The sequence below is a fragment of the Streptomyces erythrochromogenes genome, assembly GCF_036170895.1.
Taxonomy (GTDB): domain Bacteria; phylum Actinomycetota; class Actinomycetes; order Streptomycetales; family Streptomycetaceae; genus Streptomyces; species Streptomyces erythrochromogenes.
In genome coordinates this window covers 6,508,227-6,523,872 of record NZ_CP108036.1, presented here as the reverse complement: position 1 = coordinate 6,523,872, position 15,646 = coordinate 6,508,227, and the positions used below count along the sequence as shown (strand labels likewise).

Genomic DNA, 15,646 nt, shown 5'->3' with positions numbered 1-15,646 from the left:
GGATGAGCTGCGAAAGGCACGAAGTGACTGACCTCCCTTCCGACATCACACGGGTCGGCGTAGTGGGCTGTGGCCAGATGGGCGCGGGTATCGCCGAGGTGTGTGCCCGAAGCGGCCTTGAGGTCAAGGTCGCCGAGACCACCGGCGAAGCCCTGGAGATCGGCCGCACCCGGCTGCACAACTCCCTGACCAAGGCCGCCGAGCGCGGCAAGATCACCGAGGAGGAGCGGGACGCCACCCTGGCCCGCCTCACCTTCACCACCGACCTCGGCGAGTTCGCCGACCGTGACCTCGTCATCGAGGCGGTCGTCGAGAACGAGCAGATCAAGACCGAGATCTTCCAGGTCCTCGACCAGGTGATCACCCGTCCGGACGCGATCCTCGCCTCCAACACCTCCTCGATCCCGCTGGTCAAGCTGGCCGTCGCAACCTCGCGGCCCGACCAGGTCATCGGCATCCACTTCTTCAACCCGGCCCCCGTGCAGAAGCTCGTCGAGCTGATCCCGGCGCTGACCACGGGCGAGGAGACGATCAAGCGGGCAGAGGCCCTGGTGCGGGACGTGCTCGGCAAGCACGCAGTCCGCGCCCAGGACCGTTCCGGCTTCGTCGTCAACGCGCTCCTCGTCCCCTACCTGCTGTCCGCGATCCGGATGTTCGAGTCGGGCATCGCGAGCCGCGAGGACATCGACAACGGCATGGAGCTGGGCTGCGCCCACCCGATGGGCCCGCTGAAGCTGTCCGACCTCATCGGTCTGGACACCATCGCCTCGATCGCCGACTCGATGTACGCCGAGTACAAGGAGCCGCTGTACGCCGCTCCCCCGCTGCTCCAGCGCATGGTCGACGCCGGCCGCCTGGGCCGCAAGACGGGCGCGGGCTTCTACCCGTACGGCTGACCGCGCGGCCGGCCGCCGGGTGACCCCTACGGCCGGCCGAGCCGCAGGTGGTGCAGCAGGAGCAGCCCGGCCGCCATGTTGGCGGCCGGGATCTCCCCGTCGGCGATCATGTCCGGCACGAGCTTGAGTGGGACCCACTCCCGGCGCGACGACTCGAAGTCGTCCTCGGGGTGGCCGGTGTAGGTGGCCCCGTCCGCCCAGAACAGGTGGTGGCGGGCGTCGGTCAGACCGTTGGACGGCTCGACGGTCATCAGGTGGTGGAGCGGGCCCGGCCGCCAGCCCGACTCCTCCTCCATCTCGCGGGCCGCCGCGGCGGCGATGTCCTCGCCGTCCTCGACCACCCCGGCGGGCAGTTCCCAGCCCCAGCTGTCGGTGATGAAGCGGTGCCGCCACAGCAGCAGCACCTCGTTGGCCTCGTTGACGGCCGTGGCCACGGCCACCGGGCGCAGCCGGATCACGAAGTGGTCCAGGTGCCGGCCGTCGGGGAGTTCCACATCGGCGAGATTCACATCGAACCATCGGTTCTTGTACACAGTCTGCTCACTCAGGTTCGTCCACTGCACGGCTGTGCCACCTTCCGTTCGAGTAGGTGGCAAACATCGCAGCAGCTGCCCTGTCACAGCGGAACGCGCAGCGCCCCGTCGATGAGCCGTACGGTCTCCTGCGCGTCCGAACAACCGCTGGTCAGAAGCTGTTCGCGGACCGCCCACAGCCGGTCGCGCAAGCGCAGCGACTCCATCCCCCGGGCCCGCTCGGCCATCTCGGCCGCGCCCGCCGCGGCCCGGTCCGCCTCTCCCTGGCAGAGCTGGATCTCGCAGAGCATCGCCAACCGGTGCACCCGGCCGCGGTCGTGCGCGGGGGTGCCGACGGCGGCGGCCGCCTGGACCCGCGCGGCCTCCAGATCCCCCAGACTGAGCAGTGCCTCGGCGACCTGCACGTTGACGAGGCCGGGCTGGACGTAGCCGGTCTCGTCCGGTTCGCTGCCCGGGCGGATCCGCGCCGCGGCCGCCTCGGCGCCGCGGATGCACGCCAGCGCGGCCTGCGCGTCGCCCAGTTGGGCGTAGGCCTTGGCCTGCATGGCGTGCAGGTCGGCGGCGAGCGCCGGGGTGGTGTGCCGGCCGGCGGCGCGCAGCGCGGCCTCGGCGAAGGCGACGGCCTGGCGGTACTCCCGCAGGTGCAGGGACTGGTTGACGATCAGGGCGATCACGTACGCGCCCAGCCCCCGGTCCCCGCTCGCCTTGGCCAGGCGCAGCGCCTGGTGGAAGTAGCGCTGGGCCAGCCCGTGCGCGTCCGAGTCGTACGCGCAGATCCCCGCCACCGCCACCAGGGACCCGGTGGCCCGGTGCAGCCGGCGGCCGAGGTCGTCGGAGTAACTCCCGCGCAGCATCGGCGCGGTCTCCGTGCCGAGGAAGCGGACGATCCGGTCGCGGGTGGCGATGCCTCCGGCCCGGCGGTACATCAGCTCGTAGTGGGCGCGGGCGGCCTTGAGGATCTCGACGTGCTCGGGTCCGATCCGGTTCGGGCCGTCGCGCGAGACGTCGACGTCCTCGGGCGGGTTCTCCCATTCCCAGACCGGGATGACGGCCGGGGTGCCGGTGACCGCCTCGGCGGTGAGCAGTTGGGGCCGGACCTGGCCGTCGGAGCGCCACAGGGCGGCGGCCCGGTCCACGAACCCGCTGAGCGGGGAGGCGTGCAGGGACACCGGGTGGTCGGACACCCCGAGGCCGACGTCGTCCAGCCCGACGGGCCTCCGCAGCCGGCCGCCGAGCACCTCGCAGATCAGGTCGGGTACCTGGCCGCGGGGGCGCTGCCCCTTCAACCACCGCGTCACGGCGGTGTGTTCGTAGCGCAGGGCCAGCCCGCGCGTGCGCCCCGCCTGGTTCACGTGGGCTGCGAGCCCGGCGTGGGACATGCCCGCCTCGGCGAGAAGGGCGTCGAGCAGGACATTGGGCTGCATGGGCCGCTCCCGGAGCTCGTCGGTATCAGGCTAGTGGGTGCGCGGTTCACACGGGGTGTGAAGTGAGTACGCGCATAAATGCGATCCGCACTCTGCCGCACGGACCCCTGGAGGCGCTTCACTGAAGACCCTCGCCAAGAGGAGCTCGGGTCGTCGGCTCCCCCTCGAACAGTGCGACGACCCGTCACCGCGCCGCCCGTCCTGCTGTCTGCCCGACACTCCATGGCAGGCGGGCGGCGCCTTCCGGTTCCGCCGGCGCCCGGTTGGTCGCCGGGCCCCGGCAGCGGACCGGACCGGACGTGCGCCGGGCCCATCCACCGGGCCCGGCGTGCGTGGTCACTACCGGTCGTTGCGGAGCACCAGCAGGGCGACGTCGTCGGCGAGCCGCCCGCCCGTGTGCCGGAGCAGGGCCTCGTGCACGCCCGCGACCAGCCGCGCGGGCGTGAGCGGTGCCCGTGCCAGGACGCTCCGCAGGGGGAAGAACCGCCCGGCCGGGTCGCGTGCGTCCTCGGCCCCGTCGGTGTGCAGGAACAGCGTCTCCCCGGGCCGGAGTTCCCCGCACGCGTGCGCCCGCAGGGCCGGCGGTAACGGCACCACGCCGAGCGGTGGCAGCGTCTCGCCGCCGAGCGGTCTCACGTCCATGGCGGGCTGCGGGGTGCGTTCCCCCGTGCCGGGCGCCGGATCCAGCCCCGCCGGCCGCCTTCGGGACGCGGGGTCCGGGGCGGAGCCCCTGCTGCCCGCCGCGCAGGGTTCCGGGACCGGGTCCGGACGGATCCGGTACGGCCAGGGATGGCCGCAGTTCAGGGCCCTCAGGGCGCCGTCCGCAGCGATCTGCAGGAGCAGCACGGTCACGAACTCCTCCGCCGCCGGGGACTCCGGCTCGGCCGGACAGGCCGACGGGTGCTCGGCCCGCGCCCGGTCCCGTACGTGCCGGCCCAGGGCCCGCTCCATCCGCCGCAGGACGCCGCCGAGCGAGGGCTCGTCGTACGCCGCCTCGCGGAAGGCCCCGAGGACGGCGGCCGCCGCGCCCAGCGCCGGCAGCCCGTGGCCCCGTACGTCGCCGATGACCACCCGTATCCCGTGGGCCGTCGGCACGGCCTCGTACAGGTCGCCGCCCACCGCGGCGCCCCGGCTCGCGGAGAGCTGTGCAGCGGCCAGGGCCAGGCCGTCGATCCGGCCCGGCAGCGGCCGCAGCAGGGCCCGCTGCGCGGCGCCCGCGATCTCCTGCGACCGGCGCAGCTCGGCCAGCAGTCCGCGCCGGATGTGCAGGGCGCACCCGGTGGCCAGCAGCAGGAAGGCGGCGCACGTGGCCAGGCTGGGCACGAGCATGCCCGGGGTGGACAGCTCCCAGGACACGGCGGCGCCGCCCCAGGCCGCGACGCACACCCGGCGCACCCGGGTCGTCTCCCCGCGCGTGATCATCCGTCGGACTCCCCTCCGGCCGGATCGATTGTGTCGACCGGACGGCGGCCCCCGACATGGGCCATGGGGGTTCTCACCCGAATGAGTGAGGGGCACATCCGGTTGCGGATGCGCCCCTCATCAGGCCTTGAACGGGTCCGAGGACCGTTCGGCTACGCGCCCCGGAGCACCGCCCCGGTGCGCTCGCCGGCGAGCGCCACCGCCGCGTCGCGCGCGGCCGTGGACTCCTCGGCGGTCAGCGTGCGGTCGCTCGCGCGGAAGCGCAGCGCGTACGCCAGGGACTTCTTGCCCTCGCCGACCTGCTCACCGGTGAACACGTCGAACAGGCGCAGCGACTCCAGGAGTTCGCCCGCTCCCTTGCGAAGGGCGGCTTCCACGGAGGACGCCGGCACGGACGCGTCCACGATCAGTGCGACGTCCTGGGTCGCCACCGGGAAGGAGGAGATCCGGGGCGCCTGGACGGCCTCTCCGCCGGCCGCCGCGAGGCGGTCCAGGTCGAGCTCCATCGCGCTGGTGCGGGCCGGCAGGCCCATGGCCTTGACCACCCGCGGGTGCAGCTCGCCGGCGTGGCCGATGACCTGCTCCACACCGTCGACGGTGACGACCAGCTCGGCACAGCGGCCCGGGTGCCAGGGGCCGTACTGGCCCTGGCGGACGACGAGCTCGGTGCCGGCCTCGACGGCCAGCGCGCGGGCTGCCTGGATCGCGTCGGCCCAGTCGGCCGGGCGGCCCTTGCCCCACCAGCCGGCCTGCTCGCGGGCACCGGCCAGCACGACCGCGGCGTAGCGCGGCTGCGCGGGCAGCGCCGCGTCCAGGGTGCCGATCTCCTCGTCGGTGGGACGCCGGTCGACGGGCAGCCGTACGGCGACGCCCGGCTGCGCGGCGGCCCGGAAGACCGAACCGGTCTCGAAGAGCGCGAGGTCGTGGCTGCCCCGGCTGTCGTTGCGGCGCAGCGCGCCGAGCAGACCCGGCAGCAGCGTGGTGCGCAGCGCCGGCTCCTCGTCGGAGAGCGGGTTGACCAGCTTGACGACCTGGCGGGCGGCGTCGTGCGCCGGCAGCTGGAGCTGGTCGAAGACGCCCTCGCCGAGGAACGGGTAGCTGAGCGCCTCGACGTAGCCGGCGCCGGCCAGCGCGCGGCCGACCCGGCGGTGCAGCTGCTGCCGGGCGGTCAGACCGCGGCCGGAGGGCACCTGCGGCAGGGTCGACGGGAGGTTCCCGTAGCCCTCCAGCCGGATGACCTCTTCGGCGAGGTCGTTGGGCGCGGCGAGGTCGGGCCGCCACGAGGGCAGCGTGACGACGAGCTCGTCCTGGCCGTAGACGTCGCAGCCGATCTCCTGGAGGCGGCGCACGACGGTCTCACGGCCGTAGTCCATGCCCGCGACCCGGTCCGGGTGGTCGGCGGCCATCGCGATGGTGCGCGGCGCGCCCGGAGCGATGACCTCGGTGACCCCGGCCTCGGCGGTGCCGCCGGCGAGGAGCACGAGCAGGTCGACGGTCCGCTGGGCCGCCGCGGCGGCGGCCAGCGGGTCGACGCCCCGCTCGAAGCGCTTGGACGCCTCGGAGGAGAGCTTCATGCGGCGGGCGGTGCGCGAGATCGCCACGGAGTCGAAGTGCGCTGCCTCGATGACCACGTCGGTGGTCCCGGTGACGGCGCCGGTCTCCGGGTCCGTGACGGAGTCGGCGATCTCGGTGTTGGCGCCGCCCATGACACCGGCGAGCCCGATGGGCCCGCTGTTGTCGGTGATCACCAGGTCCTCGGCGTCGAGCGTGCGCTTGACCCCGTCGAGGGTGGTGAACTTCTCGCCCTGCTCGGCACGGCGGACGCCGATGGTGCCGTCGATCCGCGAGCGGTCGTAGGCGTGCAGCGGCTGGCCGAGCTCGAGCATCACGTAGTTGGTGATGTCCACGGCGAGCGAGATCGGGCGCATGCCGGCCTTCTGGAGGCGGCGCTGGAGCCAGATCGGGGAGCGGGCCTCGGGGTCGAGACCGGTGACGGTGCGGGCGGTGAACCGGTCGCAGCCGGCCGGGTCGTCGATCTTGACCGGGTAGCCGTACGAGTTCGGCGCGGGCACGTCGAGCAGCGCGGGATCGCGCAGCGGCAGGCCGTAGGCGGTGGCCACCTCGCGGGCGATGCCGCGCAGGGACATGCAGTAGCCGCGGTCCGGGGTGACGTCGATGTGCAGCACCTCGTCGACGAGCTGGAGCAGCTCGATCGCGTCGGTGCCGGTCTCGTGCTCCGGCGGCAGCACGATGATGCCGTGCGTGCCGTCGTCGCCCATGCCGAGCTCCTCGCCGGAGCAGATCATGCCGTGCGAGGTCTTGCCGTACGTCTTGCGCGAGGCGATCGCGAAGTCTCCGGGCAGGACGGCGCCGGGCAGGACCACGACGACCTTGTCGCCGACGGCGAAGTTCCGGGCGCCGCAGACGATCTCCTGCGGCTCGCCGGTGCCGTTGGCGGAGCCGACGTCGACCGTGCAGAAGCGGATCGGCTTGCGGAAGCCCTCCAGCTCCTCGATGGTCAGGACCTGTCCGACGACGAGCGGGCCCTTGAGGCCGCCGCCGAGCTGCTCGACGGTCTCGACCTCGAGGCCGGCGTCGACGAGCTTGGCCGCGACGTCGCGACCGGATTCACCGGCGGGGAGGTCGACGTACTCCCGCAGCCACGAAAGCGGGATCCGCATCAGATCTCCATCCCGAAAGGCCGGGTGAAACGAACGTCACCCTCGACCATGTCTCGCATGTCTTCAACGTTGTGACGGAACATCAGCATCCGCTCGATGCCGAAGCCGAAGGCGAACCCGCTGTACTTCTCCGGGTCCACACCGCAGGCGGTCAGCACCTTGGGGTTGACCATGCCGCAGCCGCCGAGCTCGATCCAGCCCTCGCTGGAGCAGGTACGGCACGGGCGGTCGGGGTTGCCCACCGACTCGCCGCGGCACACGTAGCACTGCATGTCCATCTCGGCGGACGGCTCGGTGAACGGGAAGAAGTGCGGGCGCAGCCGGGTGGTGGTCTCCTCGCCGAACAGCTCCTTGACCATGTGGTCGATGGTGCCGCGCAGGTCCGCCATGGTCAGGCCTTCGTCCACGGCGAGCAGCTCGACCTGGTGGAAGACCGGGGTGTGCGTCGCGTCGAGCTCGTCGGTGCGGTACACGCGGCCCGGGCAGACGATGTACACGGGGGGCTTGCGCTCCAGCAGCGAGCGCGCCTGCACCGGGGAGGTGTGGGTGCGCAGCACGACGCCGGACTCGTCGCCCTCGGTGCCCTCGGGACCCTGGACGAAGAAGGTGTCCTGCATCTGGCGCGCCGGGTGGTCGGGCGTGAAGTTGAGGGCGTCGAAGTTGAACCACTCCGCCTCGACCTCGGGACCCTCCGCGACCTCGTACCCCATGGCGACGAAGATGTCCGCGACGCGGTCCATCAGCGTGGTCAGGGGGTGCCGGGCGCCCGCGGGCGTGCGGTCGTAGGGCAGCGTGACGTCCACCGCCTCCTCGACCAGCACCCGCTCGTCGCGCTCGGCCTCGAGCTCGACGGTGCGGGCCCCGAAGGCCTTGTTCACGGCGCCGCGGGCCTGGCCCACGCGCTTGCCCGCCTCGGCCTTGGCCTGCGGGGGCAGGGCGCCGATCTCGCGGTTGGCGAGCGCCAGGGGCGAGCGGTCGCCCATGTGCGCGGTCTTCGCCTCACGCAGCGCGTCGAGGTCGCCGGCGGACGCGAAGGCGGCGAGCGCCTCGTCCCGCATGCGCTCGATCTCTTCCGGTTTCAGTGCCTCGACCTCGACAGGGTCGTACGACTTGTTCGGTGCCGACATCTCTTCCCGTACTTCCGATGGCTGGCTGGTGGGTCCCCCGCGCGACGCGCAGGACGCGCTCGGCACAAGGACACAAAGGTGCCAAAGGACGAGTCTAAAGGTCGCTGGGGGTGAAGGAGCCCGTGGGCCGCCTGCCGGGACGCTCCGCAGGACTACTGCGTGAGGTACGCGGGGGCGCTCACGGGCAGGATAAATCGGAACTCGGCGCCGCCGCCGGGGCCGCGGCCGACCGTGATGGTGCCGCCGTGCGCCTCCACGATGCCCTTGACGATGTAGAGGCCCAGGCCGGTGCCGCCGCGCTTGCTCCCCCGCCAGAAGCGGGTGAAGACGCGGGCCATCGACTCCTCGGGGATCCCGGGGCCTTCGTCGGACACGGTGACGGCGGTTCCCTTCTCATGCGGCGACACCCCGATGGTGACCGTTCCTTCTCCGTGGCGCACCGCATTTTCGAGGAGGTTGCCCAGGATCTGGTCGATCTTGTCCGGATCGGCCCACAGATCGGGGAGCGGGCGGCTGACGCTGACGAGGAAGCGCTCGGGGGCCTGGCCGTTCGCGGTGAGCGCCTGTACGTGGCGGCCCACCGCGGTGGCGATGTCGACCGGCTGGCGGCGCACCTCCAGGCGGCCGGAGTCGATGCGCGAGATGTCGAGGAGCTCGGCGATGAGGCGGGTGACGCGGTTGGCGTCGGCGTCGACGGTCTCCAGCATCAGCCGCTTCTGGTCGTCGGTGAACCGCTCCCACTTGGCGAGCAGGGTCGCGGTGAACCCCTTGACGGAGGTCAGCGGGGAGCGCAGCTCGTGGGCGACCGTGGCGATCAGCTCGGCGTGGCTGCGCTCGGTGCGGCGGCGGGCCTCGGTGCCGCGCAGGGTGACGACGAGCCGGCGCACGGGGCCGGTGGGGTGGGTGCGGACGTAGCTGGCGGAGACGAGCACCTCGCGGCCGCCGGGGAGCAGCAGGTTCCGCTCGGGCTGCCCGCGGCGGGTGGCAAGGCCCCCGTACGGGTCCGTCAGGGCCCACCAGCGGCGGCCTTCGAGGTCCTCCAGCGGGAGGGCCCGGTCGATGGGGGCGCCGAGCGCCTGCTCCGCCGCCAGGGCGGTGATGCGCGCGGCGGCCGCGTTGAAGCAGACCACCCGGCCGGTGTCGTCGGCGACGACGAGCCCGTCGGGCAGGCTGTCCGGGTCCACGGCGAATCCGAGGCGGTCTCCGGGGGCCTCGACGGCCTCCCGGGCGGCGGGCACCACCGGGCGGGCGGCGCGGGCCCGGCCCGAGTCCACCGCCTGCGGCGGTACGCCGCACAGCCCGTCGGCGGCCGCGGCCGGGGGTTCGAGGGCGTCCAGGAACCGCTCCTTGGCCGCGTCCGCGGCTCCGGGTGAGCTGTTCGTTCCGACGGTCATGTCCCCGTACCCCACATCTCCGAGTAGCGCAGTGGGCCCCCGGGCCGCCACATTACTAGCTGGGGGTCACGGAGCGGCACCCTCCGGGCGCCCGCTGTGCACGCGCGGACGCGTAGAGGCACACGGCGGCGGCCGTCGCGAGGTTCAGGCTCTCCGCCTTCCCGTGGATCGGGACCCGCACGACGGCGTCCGCGAGGGCCCGGGTCTCCTCCGGCAGGCCCCAGGCCTCGTTGCCGAACACCCAGGCGGAGGGGCCGCCCATGGTGCCCGCGTCCAGTTCGGCGTCGAGGTCGTCCTCGCCGGCGCCGTCGGCCGCGAGGATCCGTACGCCGGCGGCGCGCAGCCCCTCGACGGCCTGCTCCACCGGGACGCCGACGGCGACCGGGAGGTGGAAGAGGGAGCCCACGGAAGCCCGTACGGACTTGGGGTTGTAGAGGTCCACGGAGGCGTCGGTCAGCACCACCGCGTCGGCGCCGGCGGCGTCGGCGCAGCGCAGCACGGTGCCCGCGTTGCCGGGGTCGCGGACGTGCGCGAGGACGGCGACGAGCTTGGGCTCGGCCTTGAGGATCTCCTCGAAGGGCGAGTCGAGGAAGTGGCATACGCCGACGAGGCCCTGCGGGGTGACGGTCTGGGAGACCTCGGCGAGCACCTCGTCGGAGGCGTAGTGCACGCGGGCGCCGGCGTCCAGGGCCGCGCCGATGATCTCGGAGTAGCGCTCGGCGGCCTCGACGGTGGCGAAGAGCTCGATCAGGGTCGGGGCGCCCGTGGGGCCGCGGTGCTCGACGGCCTCGCGGACCGCCTGGGGGCCCTCGGCGATGAACCGGCGCTCCTTGGTGCGGAAGTTGCGCCGCGCCAGTCGCCTGGCGGCGGCCACCCGAGGGGATCGGGGGGAGATCAGCTCGGCGGGGTGACCCAGGTCAGCCATGGTCTCTGCGGTTCTCTCTCGGGGTGCGGGCGCCGGGGGCGCGATGGTGCGGGAAAGCACTCGGACCCGCAGGCGAATCGCCTGCGGGTCCGAGGGTGCCGACCGCCGGTGCGGCCGGCCAGGCCTTACGCGGCAGCCTTGGGGGCGTTGACGTCGGCCGGAAGCGCCTTCTGCGCGACCTCGACGAGCGCGGCGAACGCGTTGGCGTCGTTGACGGCCAGCTCCGCGAGGATCTTGCGGTCCACCTCGATGTTGGCGGCCTTCAGACCCTGGATGAGGCGGTTGTACGTCATGCCGTTCTGGCGGGCAGCGGCGTTGATGCGCTGGATCCACAGCTGACGGAAGTCGCCCTTGCGCTTCTTGCGGTCGTTGAAGTTGTAGACCAGCGAGTGGGTGACCTGCTCCTTGGCCTTGCGGTACAGGCGCGAACGCTGACCGCGGTAGCCGGAGGCCGCCTCGAGGATCGCCCGGCGCTTCTTGTGGGCGTTTACTGCCCGCTTGACGCGTGCCACTTTTTAACTCCTTGTAGCGGGGCCGTGGGTGTCTTCACACGACCCGGAAATTCGATGGGGTCCCGGTCTCGACATGCATCCGCTCCCTGCAGGGGGAGCGGCGGATGTCAGATGCCGAGAAGCTTCTTGATCTTCGCGGCGTCGCCGGGAGCCATCTCCGCGTTGCCGGTGAGGCGGCGGGTGACACGGGACGACTTGTGCTCGAGCAGGTGGCGCTTGCCGGCGCGCTCGCGGAGCACCTTGCCGGAGCCGGTGACCTTGAAGCGCTTCTTGGTACCGCTGTGCGTCTTGTTCTTCGGCATGGCGCCGTTATCTCCTCGTCGGTGGCGCTCCCTCGCCGGTCCGGACCGGACCGGCTTGTGGGAGCGTCATGTTGTGTAGGTGATTCGAGACAGGTGCCTCGGAATCAGGCCTCGGCGTTCGCCTCACCGGCGTCGGCCTCGGTGACCTCGGCATCCGTGGCGTCCGTCGCCTCGACCGGGGCGGCCTCCTCGGAAGGAGTCGCCTCGTCGGCAGCGGCGGTGCCCTGGCGCTCGGCCTTGCGGGCGGCCTGCGCCTCGCGGGCTTCGGCCATCGCCTCGGTCTTCTTCTTGTGCGGACCGAGGACCATGATCATGTTTCGGCCGTCCTGCTTCGGGTTCGACTCGATGAAGCCGAGCTCCTCGACGTCCGAAGCGAGACGCTGCAGCAGTCGGTAGCCGAGTTCCGGCCGGGACTGCTCGCGACCGCGGAACATGATCGTGATCTTGACCTTGTCGCCCTGCTTGAGGAACCGAACGACGTGACCCTTCTTGGTGTCATAGTCGTGCGGGTCGATCTTCGGCCGGAGCTTCATTTCCTTGATGACCGTGTGCGCCTGGTTCTTGCGCGCCTCACGGGCCTTCATGGCCGACTCGTACTTGAACTTGCCGTAGTCCATGAGCTTGCAGACCGGCGGGCGTGCGGACGCCGCGACCTCGACCAGGTCGAGGTCGTACTCCTGCGCGAGCTCAAGCGCCTTGGCAAGCGGCACGATGCCGACCTGCTCGCCGCTGGGACCGACGAGTCGTACCTCGGGAACGCGAATCCGGTCGTTGATGCGGGGCTCGGTGCTGATGGATCCTCCTCGGTAGCACCACACGACTGCCTGGCAGACAGCCGCTGACGTGTATTTCCGTCAGACCGACCACAGCGGGAGAATGAAAAAAGCCCCGCCGGGCACAGGCAGGGGCTCCAAAACAACCGGAGCACCGCCGCATGCAACACGCGGGGCGCAGACTCGGGCGGCTTTCCATCGTCCGTACGGAACGATGGATGCCGCCTGACCGGTGACCCGCCGCCCCGGAAGGCGGTCAGGTGGGAGAACGGAGCCTCCACTTGTGGGCCGGACACCACAGCATCCGGCCGGTCGATGTACATACTAGCACCCGCGTTGCAAGCCCGCCGCACGGCATATCGTGGTGCGCATGACTGACGCGACACCCCCCGCCTCCACCGAATCCGATGCCGACGGCACCCCCGACTACGACGCCATGACCCGCGACATCGCGGACGTGCCCGCCGTCGAGGTGATCACCACGGTGGCCGTGCACCTGCTGAGCGCCGCGGCGGTCAACCTGGGCCTGGACAAGCCGGACTCCGAGCACAAGGACCTCGACGAGGCCCGCAAGCTGATCACGGCCCTCGCCGGTCTGGTCACCGCGAGCGCCACCGAGATCAGCTCCTTCCACGCCGCCCCGCTGCGCGACGGCCTGAAGTCGCTGCAGCTGGCCTTCCGCGAGGCCTCGATCGTCCCGGACGAGCCGGGCCAGGGCCCGGGCGAGAAGTTCACCGGCCCCGTCTTCGGCTGATCCGGCTCGGAGACACGGCGCGGAGACGCGACGCAGGAGGGGCGGGCCGTGATGTCACGGCCCGCCCCTCCTGCGTCGTGCTCCGCGCCGTTCAGCGCGTGAAGAGGGGCTCGCCGGGCGGAACCGGGGCGTCCGACGGCAGCAGCGCCAGGTTCAGGCCTCGCACCAGGCGGGCCCGCAGGGTCGTGTCCGCCGCCAGGGCTTCGGCGACGCGGCGGGCCGCGGCCGGGGCCTGGGCGTCGGCGGCCAGCACGATCGCGAGGATTCCGTCGGCGTCCGCGCCGCCCGGGCCGAGGTGGGCGCGCAGCACGGCCGGCTCTCCGGACACGGCGGCCCGTACGGCCTCCCGTACCGCGGGGTCGGCCAGCGGGTCGGTGTCCGTGCGGCCCTCGGCGAGGGCGAGCAGCGCGGGGCCGGTCAGCTGGTAGGCGACCGGGCCGGCCAGGTCGAGCACGAGGGTGTCGGCCTTCTCGTGCGCGGCGGCCGCCAGGGCCTGGTGCAGCGGGACGGCCACCGGCCGGGCGGCCGGGTCCCAGAGCGCGAGCGAGGCGGTCGAGGTGAAGGCGGGCAGTGCCCGCCGGTCGCCCGCCCTCAGGGTCGGGACGGCCATGTCGCTGGTCTTCTCCCGCTTGAGGCCGGTCTCCGGGTCGGTCTCCACCTCGCCGAGCACGGCGACCACCGGGACCAGGAGCCGGGCGCCCTTGAGCGCGGCCAGCACCCGAGGCTCCTGCGTGCGGTCCTCGGCCCATGCGGCGAGGGCCGCGGTCAGCTCGGGGTCGGCGGAGCCGTCGTCGTCGGAGAAGCCCGGGTCGGGAATGTTCTTGTTCGCCATGTTCGCCACAGTTACCCGACCCTACTGTGCCGGGTACGCGTCGCCGCCCCGGGGACCCCGTCGCGGGCGCCGGGCCAGTACGGCGGCCAGCACGAGCAGCGCCGCCCCGGCGACCGCGGCGGCCGGCGCGCCAAGCCGGGCGCCGCGCTCGGGCGGGCGGGCCGGCTCGGGGCCCGGGCCGAAGTACTGGCCGGCGGCCGCGGCCGGGGCGGGAACCGCGGCCTCCGCCTGCATCGCCTCCGCGACCTGGAGGGCGGCGGCGGGATCCACCGTCCCGTGGCCGCGGGCGTCGTCGCGGCCGCCGGCCGGGGAGTCGGAGGCGGTGTCCTCCAGCAGTTTCTTGATCTGTGCCGGGGACAGGTCGGGGTGCGCGGCCTTGACGAGGGCGGCCGCCCCGGAGACGAAGGCCGCCGCGGCGCTGGTGCCCCAGCCCTCGTAGTAGGAGCGGTCGGGGTCGGCGATGACGACGTCGACGCCGGGGGCGCTCACGGTGGCGTACCAGTTGCGCGTGGAGAACTTGGCCTTCCGGCCCCGGCGGTCGACCGCGGTCACGGCGATGACCCCCGGATAGGCGGCCGGGTAGGAGACGCGGTCGCCCGACTCGCCGCCGTTGCCCGCGGAGGCGACGACGACCACGCCCTTGGCGAGGGCGTACTGCACGGCCTCGTCCTCGCCCGCCTCGTGGTGGGCGGAGTCGCTGTCGTCGCCGAGGGACAGGTTGATCACGTCGGCCCCGTGGTCCGTGGCCCAGCGGATGCCTTCGGCGAGGGCGCCGCCCTTGCTCTCGCGGGCCTTGGCGCGGCCCGGGTCGCCCTCTTCGAGGATCACCCGCACGGGCAGGATCCGTGCCTGCGGGGCGATGCCGAGGACGCCCTGGCTGCGGCTGGGGCCGTGGCCGTGCCCGGCGATGATGCTCGCCATGGCGGTCCCGTGCCGGGCCCAGGCGCGGTCGCCGGGGCCGGCGCCCATGCCGATGAGGTCGGTGCCGGCGAGGACCTGGCCGGACAGGTCGGGGTGGGACTCGTCGACGCCGGTGTCGAGGACGGCGACGGTCACGCCGTCGCCCCGGGTGGTGCCCCAGGCCTCCTCGGCACGCAGGGCCAGGAGTCCCCACTGGCGGTCGCGGATGGTGTCGGCGGCGGCCGGGGCGGCGGTGGCGGTCGCGAGCAGGGCCGCGGCGGCGAGCACGGCCGCTCCGCGGAGGGCGCCCGGGGCGGGGGCGGGGGTCATCGGGCGGCCTTCGGCGCGGGGGTGGCGGGCGGTGCGGCGAGAGCGGCGAGGCCTTCTCCGAGGCGGGCGGTGATCGCCTTGGCCTCGTGGCCGAGGCCCGCCTGGGCTGCGGCTCCCGTGGCGTCCTTCTTGACGAGGTCCTCGGCGGGGCGGGGGGCGTCCTGGGGGCGGCCGTCGGCGAAGGCGGAGACGGCGTAGACGACGACGGGGGCCTCGGTGCGTACGGAGGCCGCCCAGGCGGCCCGCTGGTTGTCGGCGAACCCGTAGGCGGGCGGGGCGGTGAGCCGGCCGTTGAGCGCGTTCATCGTGGGCTCGTCGGCGGGGGTGAAGACCATGCCGACGGTGATCAGGGAGCTGCGGGTGGCGTCGGTGTAGGTGGCGCGCAGTACGCGGGTGCAGCCGGTCGCGGCGACCGTGGCCTGCCAGTCGGCGGGGAGGGCGGTGGGGCAGTCGGCGTCGGGGGCGAGCGCGATGCGGGTCCAGGTGCGGTCGGCTCCGCCGGGGCCGGCCGAGGGGCCGGCGAGGACGGGCGGGAGGAGGCTGTCCACGGGGGCCGCGCGCCACAGCGAGCCGGCCTTGCGGTAGGCGGCGTCGGCGGGCAGGGGGCGGTTCGCGGCGCGGTGTTCGGCCCAGGTGGTGACGGCGGCGCCGCCGATGAGGCCGCCGCCGAGGATGACGCAGAGGGTGGCGGCCGCGACGCGGGCGGGGTGGCGGCGCGGTGGGGCGTGGGCGGGCTGGGGCGGCGGGGACCAGGGGTCGGGCTCGCCCGGGATCGTGGTCCGCGGTGTCGTCGTGGTCATCCGGCGGCTCCGCCCCCCGTTCCGTACGGCTGCCTGTCCGT

Annotated in this window: 15 protein-coding genes; 2 read left to right on the top strand and 13 right to left on the bottom strand. The window is 73.3% G+C overall.

Annotation, left to right across the window (positions count from 1 at the left end):
* The first annotated feature begins 2 nt into the window (after positions 1-2).
* Positions 3-896 carry a 3-hydroxybutyryl-CoA dehydrogenase gene (locus OHA91_RS29840; protein WP_051893114.1) on the top strand — a complete coding sequence of 298 codons (894 nt, stop codon included), beginning with the start codon at positions 3-5 and terminating at the stop codon, positions 894-896.
* Positions 897-922: 26 nt separating this feature from the next.
* Here the strand turns inward: OHA91_RS29840 and OHA91_RS29835 are convergent, their stop codons facing one another.
* The 10 genes from OHA91_RS29835 to infC form a co-directional block, all read right to left on the bottom strand.
* The gene (locus OHA91_RS29835) at positions 923-1,459 is read right to left on the bottom strand and encodes an NUDIX hydrolase (RefSeq protein ID WP_078959262.1); all 537 of its coding nucleotides are present in this window, start codon (positions 1,457-1,459) and stop codon (positions 923-925) included.
* 53 nt (positions 1,460-1,512) lie between these two features.
* Positions 1,513-2,853 carry a hypothetical protein gene (locus tag OHA91_RS29830; RefSeq protein WP_031150360.1) on the bottom strand — a complete coding sequence of 447 codons (1,341 nt, stop codon included), beginning with the start codon at positions 2,851-2,853 and terminating at the stop codon, positions 1,513-1,515.
* Between the two features lie 339 nt (positions 2,854-3,192).
* The gene (locus OHA91_RS29825) at positions 3,193-4,275 is read right to left on the bottom strand and encodes a PP2C family protein-serine/threonine phosphatase (protein WP_051893115.1); all 1,083 of its coding nucleotides are present in this window, start codon (positions 4,273-4,275) and stop codon (positions 3,193-3,195) included.
* Positions 4,276-4,427: 152 nt separating this feature from the next.
* Complete coding sequence (gene pheT / locus OHA91_RS29820; protein ID WP_031150365.1) at positions 4,428-6,956, bottom strand: phenylalanine--tRNA ligase subunit beta; 2,529 nt, start codon at positions 6,954-6,956, stop codon at positions 4,428-4,430.
* Complete coding sequence (gene pheS, locus OHA91_RS29815; RefSeq protein WP_031150368.1) at positions 6,956-8,083, bottom strand: phenylalanine--tRNA ligase subunit alpha; 1,128 nt, start codon at positions 8,081-8,083, stop codon at positions 6,956-6,958. The genes pheT and pheS overlap by 1 nt, the downstream gene beginning before the upstream one ends.
* Positions 8,084-8,235: 152 nt before the next feature.
* On the bottom strand, positions 8,236-9,477 hold the full coding sequence (locus OHA91_RS29810; protein WP_266502932.1) for a sensor histidine kinase: 1,242 nt from the start codon (positions 9,475-9,477) through the stop codon (positions 8,236-8,238).
* A gap of 55 nt (positions 9,478-9,532) precedes the next feature.
* The gene (locus OHA91_RS29805; protein ID WP_031150372.1) at positions 9,533-10,393 is read right to left on the bottom strand and encodes a TrmH family RNA methyltransferase; all 861 of its coding nucleotides are present in this window, start codon (positions 10,391-10,393) and stop codon (positions 9,533-9,535) included.
* A gap of 134 nt (positions 10,394-10,527) precedes the next feature.
* Positions 10,528-10,914 (bottom strand): 50S ribosomal protein L20, encoded by a 387-nt coding sequence (gene rplT, locus OHA91_RS29800; protein WP_007263143.1) that lies wholly within the window; start codon positions 10,912-10,914, stop codon positions 10,528-10,530.
* Between the two features lie 107 nt (positions 10,915-11,021).
* Entirely contained in the window at positions 11,022-11,216 is a 195-nt protein-coding gene (gene rpmI / locus OHA91_RS29795; RefSeq protein ID WP_030012385.1) for a 50S ribosomal protein L35, read from the bottom strand.
* A gap of 104 nt (positions 11,217-11,320) precedes the next feature.
* Positions 11,321-12,034 carry a translation initiation factor IF-3 gene (gene infC, locus OHA91_RS29790; RefSeq protein ID WP_030656016.1) on the bottom strand — a complete coding sequence of 238 codons (714 nt, stop codon included), beginning with the start codon at positions 12,032-12,034 and terminating at the stop codon, positions 11,321-11,323.
* A 325-nt stretch (positions 12,035-12,359) separates the two neighbouring features.
* On the opposite strand from infC, the gene OHA91_RS29785 reads away from it, so the two are divergent.
* Positions 12,360-12,743: a DUF1844 domain-containing protein gene (locus OHA91_RS29785; protein WP_031150375.1), complete on the top strand. Its 384-nt coding sequence runs from the start codon at positions 12,360-12,362 to the stop codon at positions 12,741-12,743.
* 91 nt (positions 12,744-12,834) lie between these two features.
* Here OHA91_RS29785 and OHA91_RS29780 read toward each other — a convergent pair whose 3' ends face one another.
* Genes OHA91_RS29780 through OHA91_RS29770 form a run of 3 tightly spaced genes read right to left on the bottom strand, consistent with a single transcriptional unit; the run spans position 12,835 to position 15,605 of the window.
* A complete protein-coding gene (locus OHA91_RS29780) occupies positions 12,835-13,575 on the bottom strand; it encodes an SseB family protein (protein ID WP_031150377.1) in 741 nt (246 codons plus the stop codon).
* A 21-nt stretch (positions 13,576-13,596) separates the two neighbouring features.
* On the bottom strand, positions 13,597-14,805 hold the full coding sequence (gene mycP / locus OHA91_RS29775) for a type VII secretion-associated serine protease mycosin (protein ID WP_031150379.1): 1,209 nt from the start codon (positions 14,803-14,805) through the stop codon (positions 13,597-13,599).
* Positions 14,802-15,605, bottom strand: coding sequence for a hypothetical protein (locus OHA91_RS29770; protein WP_266502928.1), 804 nt, complete (start codon positions 15,603-15,605; stop codon positions 14,802-14,804). The genes mycP and OHA91_RS29770 overlap by 4 nt, the downstream gene beginning before the upstream one ends.
* Between the last annotated feature and the right edge of the window lie 41 nt (positions 15,606-15,646).

Excerpts from the sequence above, each read along its gene's own strand:
- OHA91_RS29840 (WP_051893114.1), top strand. The coding sequence starts at position 3 with ATGAGCTGCGAAAGGCACGAAGTGACTGACCTCCCTTCCGACATCACA.
- OHA91_RS29830 (WP_031150360.1), bottom strand. The coding sequence starts at position 2,853 with ATGCAGCCCAATGTCCTGCTCGACGCCCTTCTCGCCGAGGCGGGCATG.
- OHA91_RS29825 (WP_051893115.1), bottom strand. The coding sequence starts at position 4,275 with ATGATCACGCGCGGGGAGACGACCCGGGTGCGCCGGGTGTGCGTCGCG.
- pheT (WP_031150365.1), bottom strand. The coding sequence starts at position 6,956 with ATGCGGATCCCGCTTTCGTGGCTGCGGGAGTACGTCGACCTCCCCGCC.
- pheS (WP_031150368.1), bottom strand. The coding sequence starts at position 8,083 with ATGTCGGCACCGAACAAGTCGTACGACCCTGTCGAGGTCGAGGCACTG.
- OHA91_RS29810 (WP_266502932.1), bottom strand. The coding sequence starts at position 9,477 with ATGACCGTCGGAACGAACAGCTCACCCGGAGCCGCGGACGCGGCCAAG.
- rpmI (WP_030012385.1), bottom strand. The coding sequence starts at position 11,216 with ATGCCGAAGAACAAGACGCACAGCGGTACCAAGAAGCGCTTCAAGGTC.
- OHA91_RS29785 (WP_031150375.1), top strand. The coding sequence starts at position 12,360 with ATGACTGACGCGACACCCCCCGCCTCCACCGAATCCGATGCCGACGGC.
- OHA91_RS29780 (WP_031150377.1), bottom strand. The coding sequence starts at position 13,575 with ATGGCGAACAAGAACATTCCCGACCCGGGCTTCTCCGACGACGACGGC.
- mycP (WP_031150379.1), bottom strand. The coding sequence starts at position 14,805 with ATGACCCCCGCCCCCGCCCCGGGCGCCCTCCGCGGAGCGGCCGTGCTC.
- OHA91_RS29770 (WP_266502928.1), bottom strand. The coding sequence starts at position 15,605 with ATGACCACGACGACACCGCGGACCACGATCCCGGGCGAGCCCGACCCC.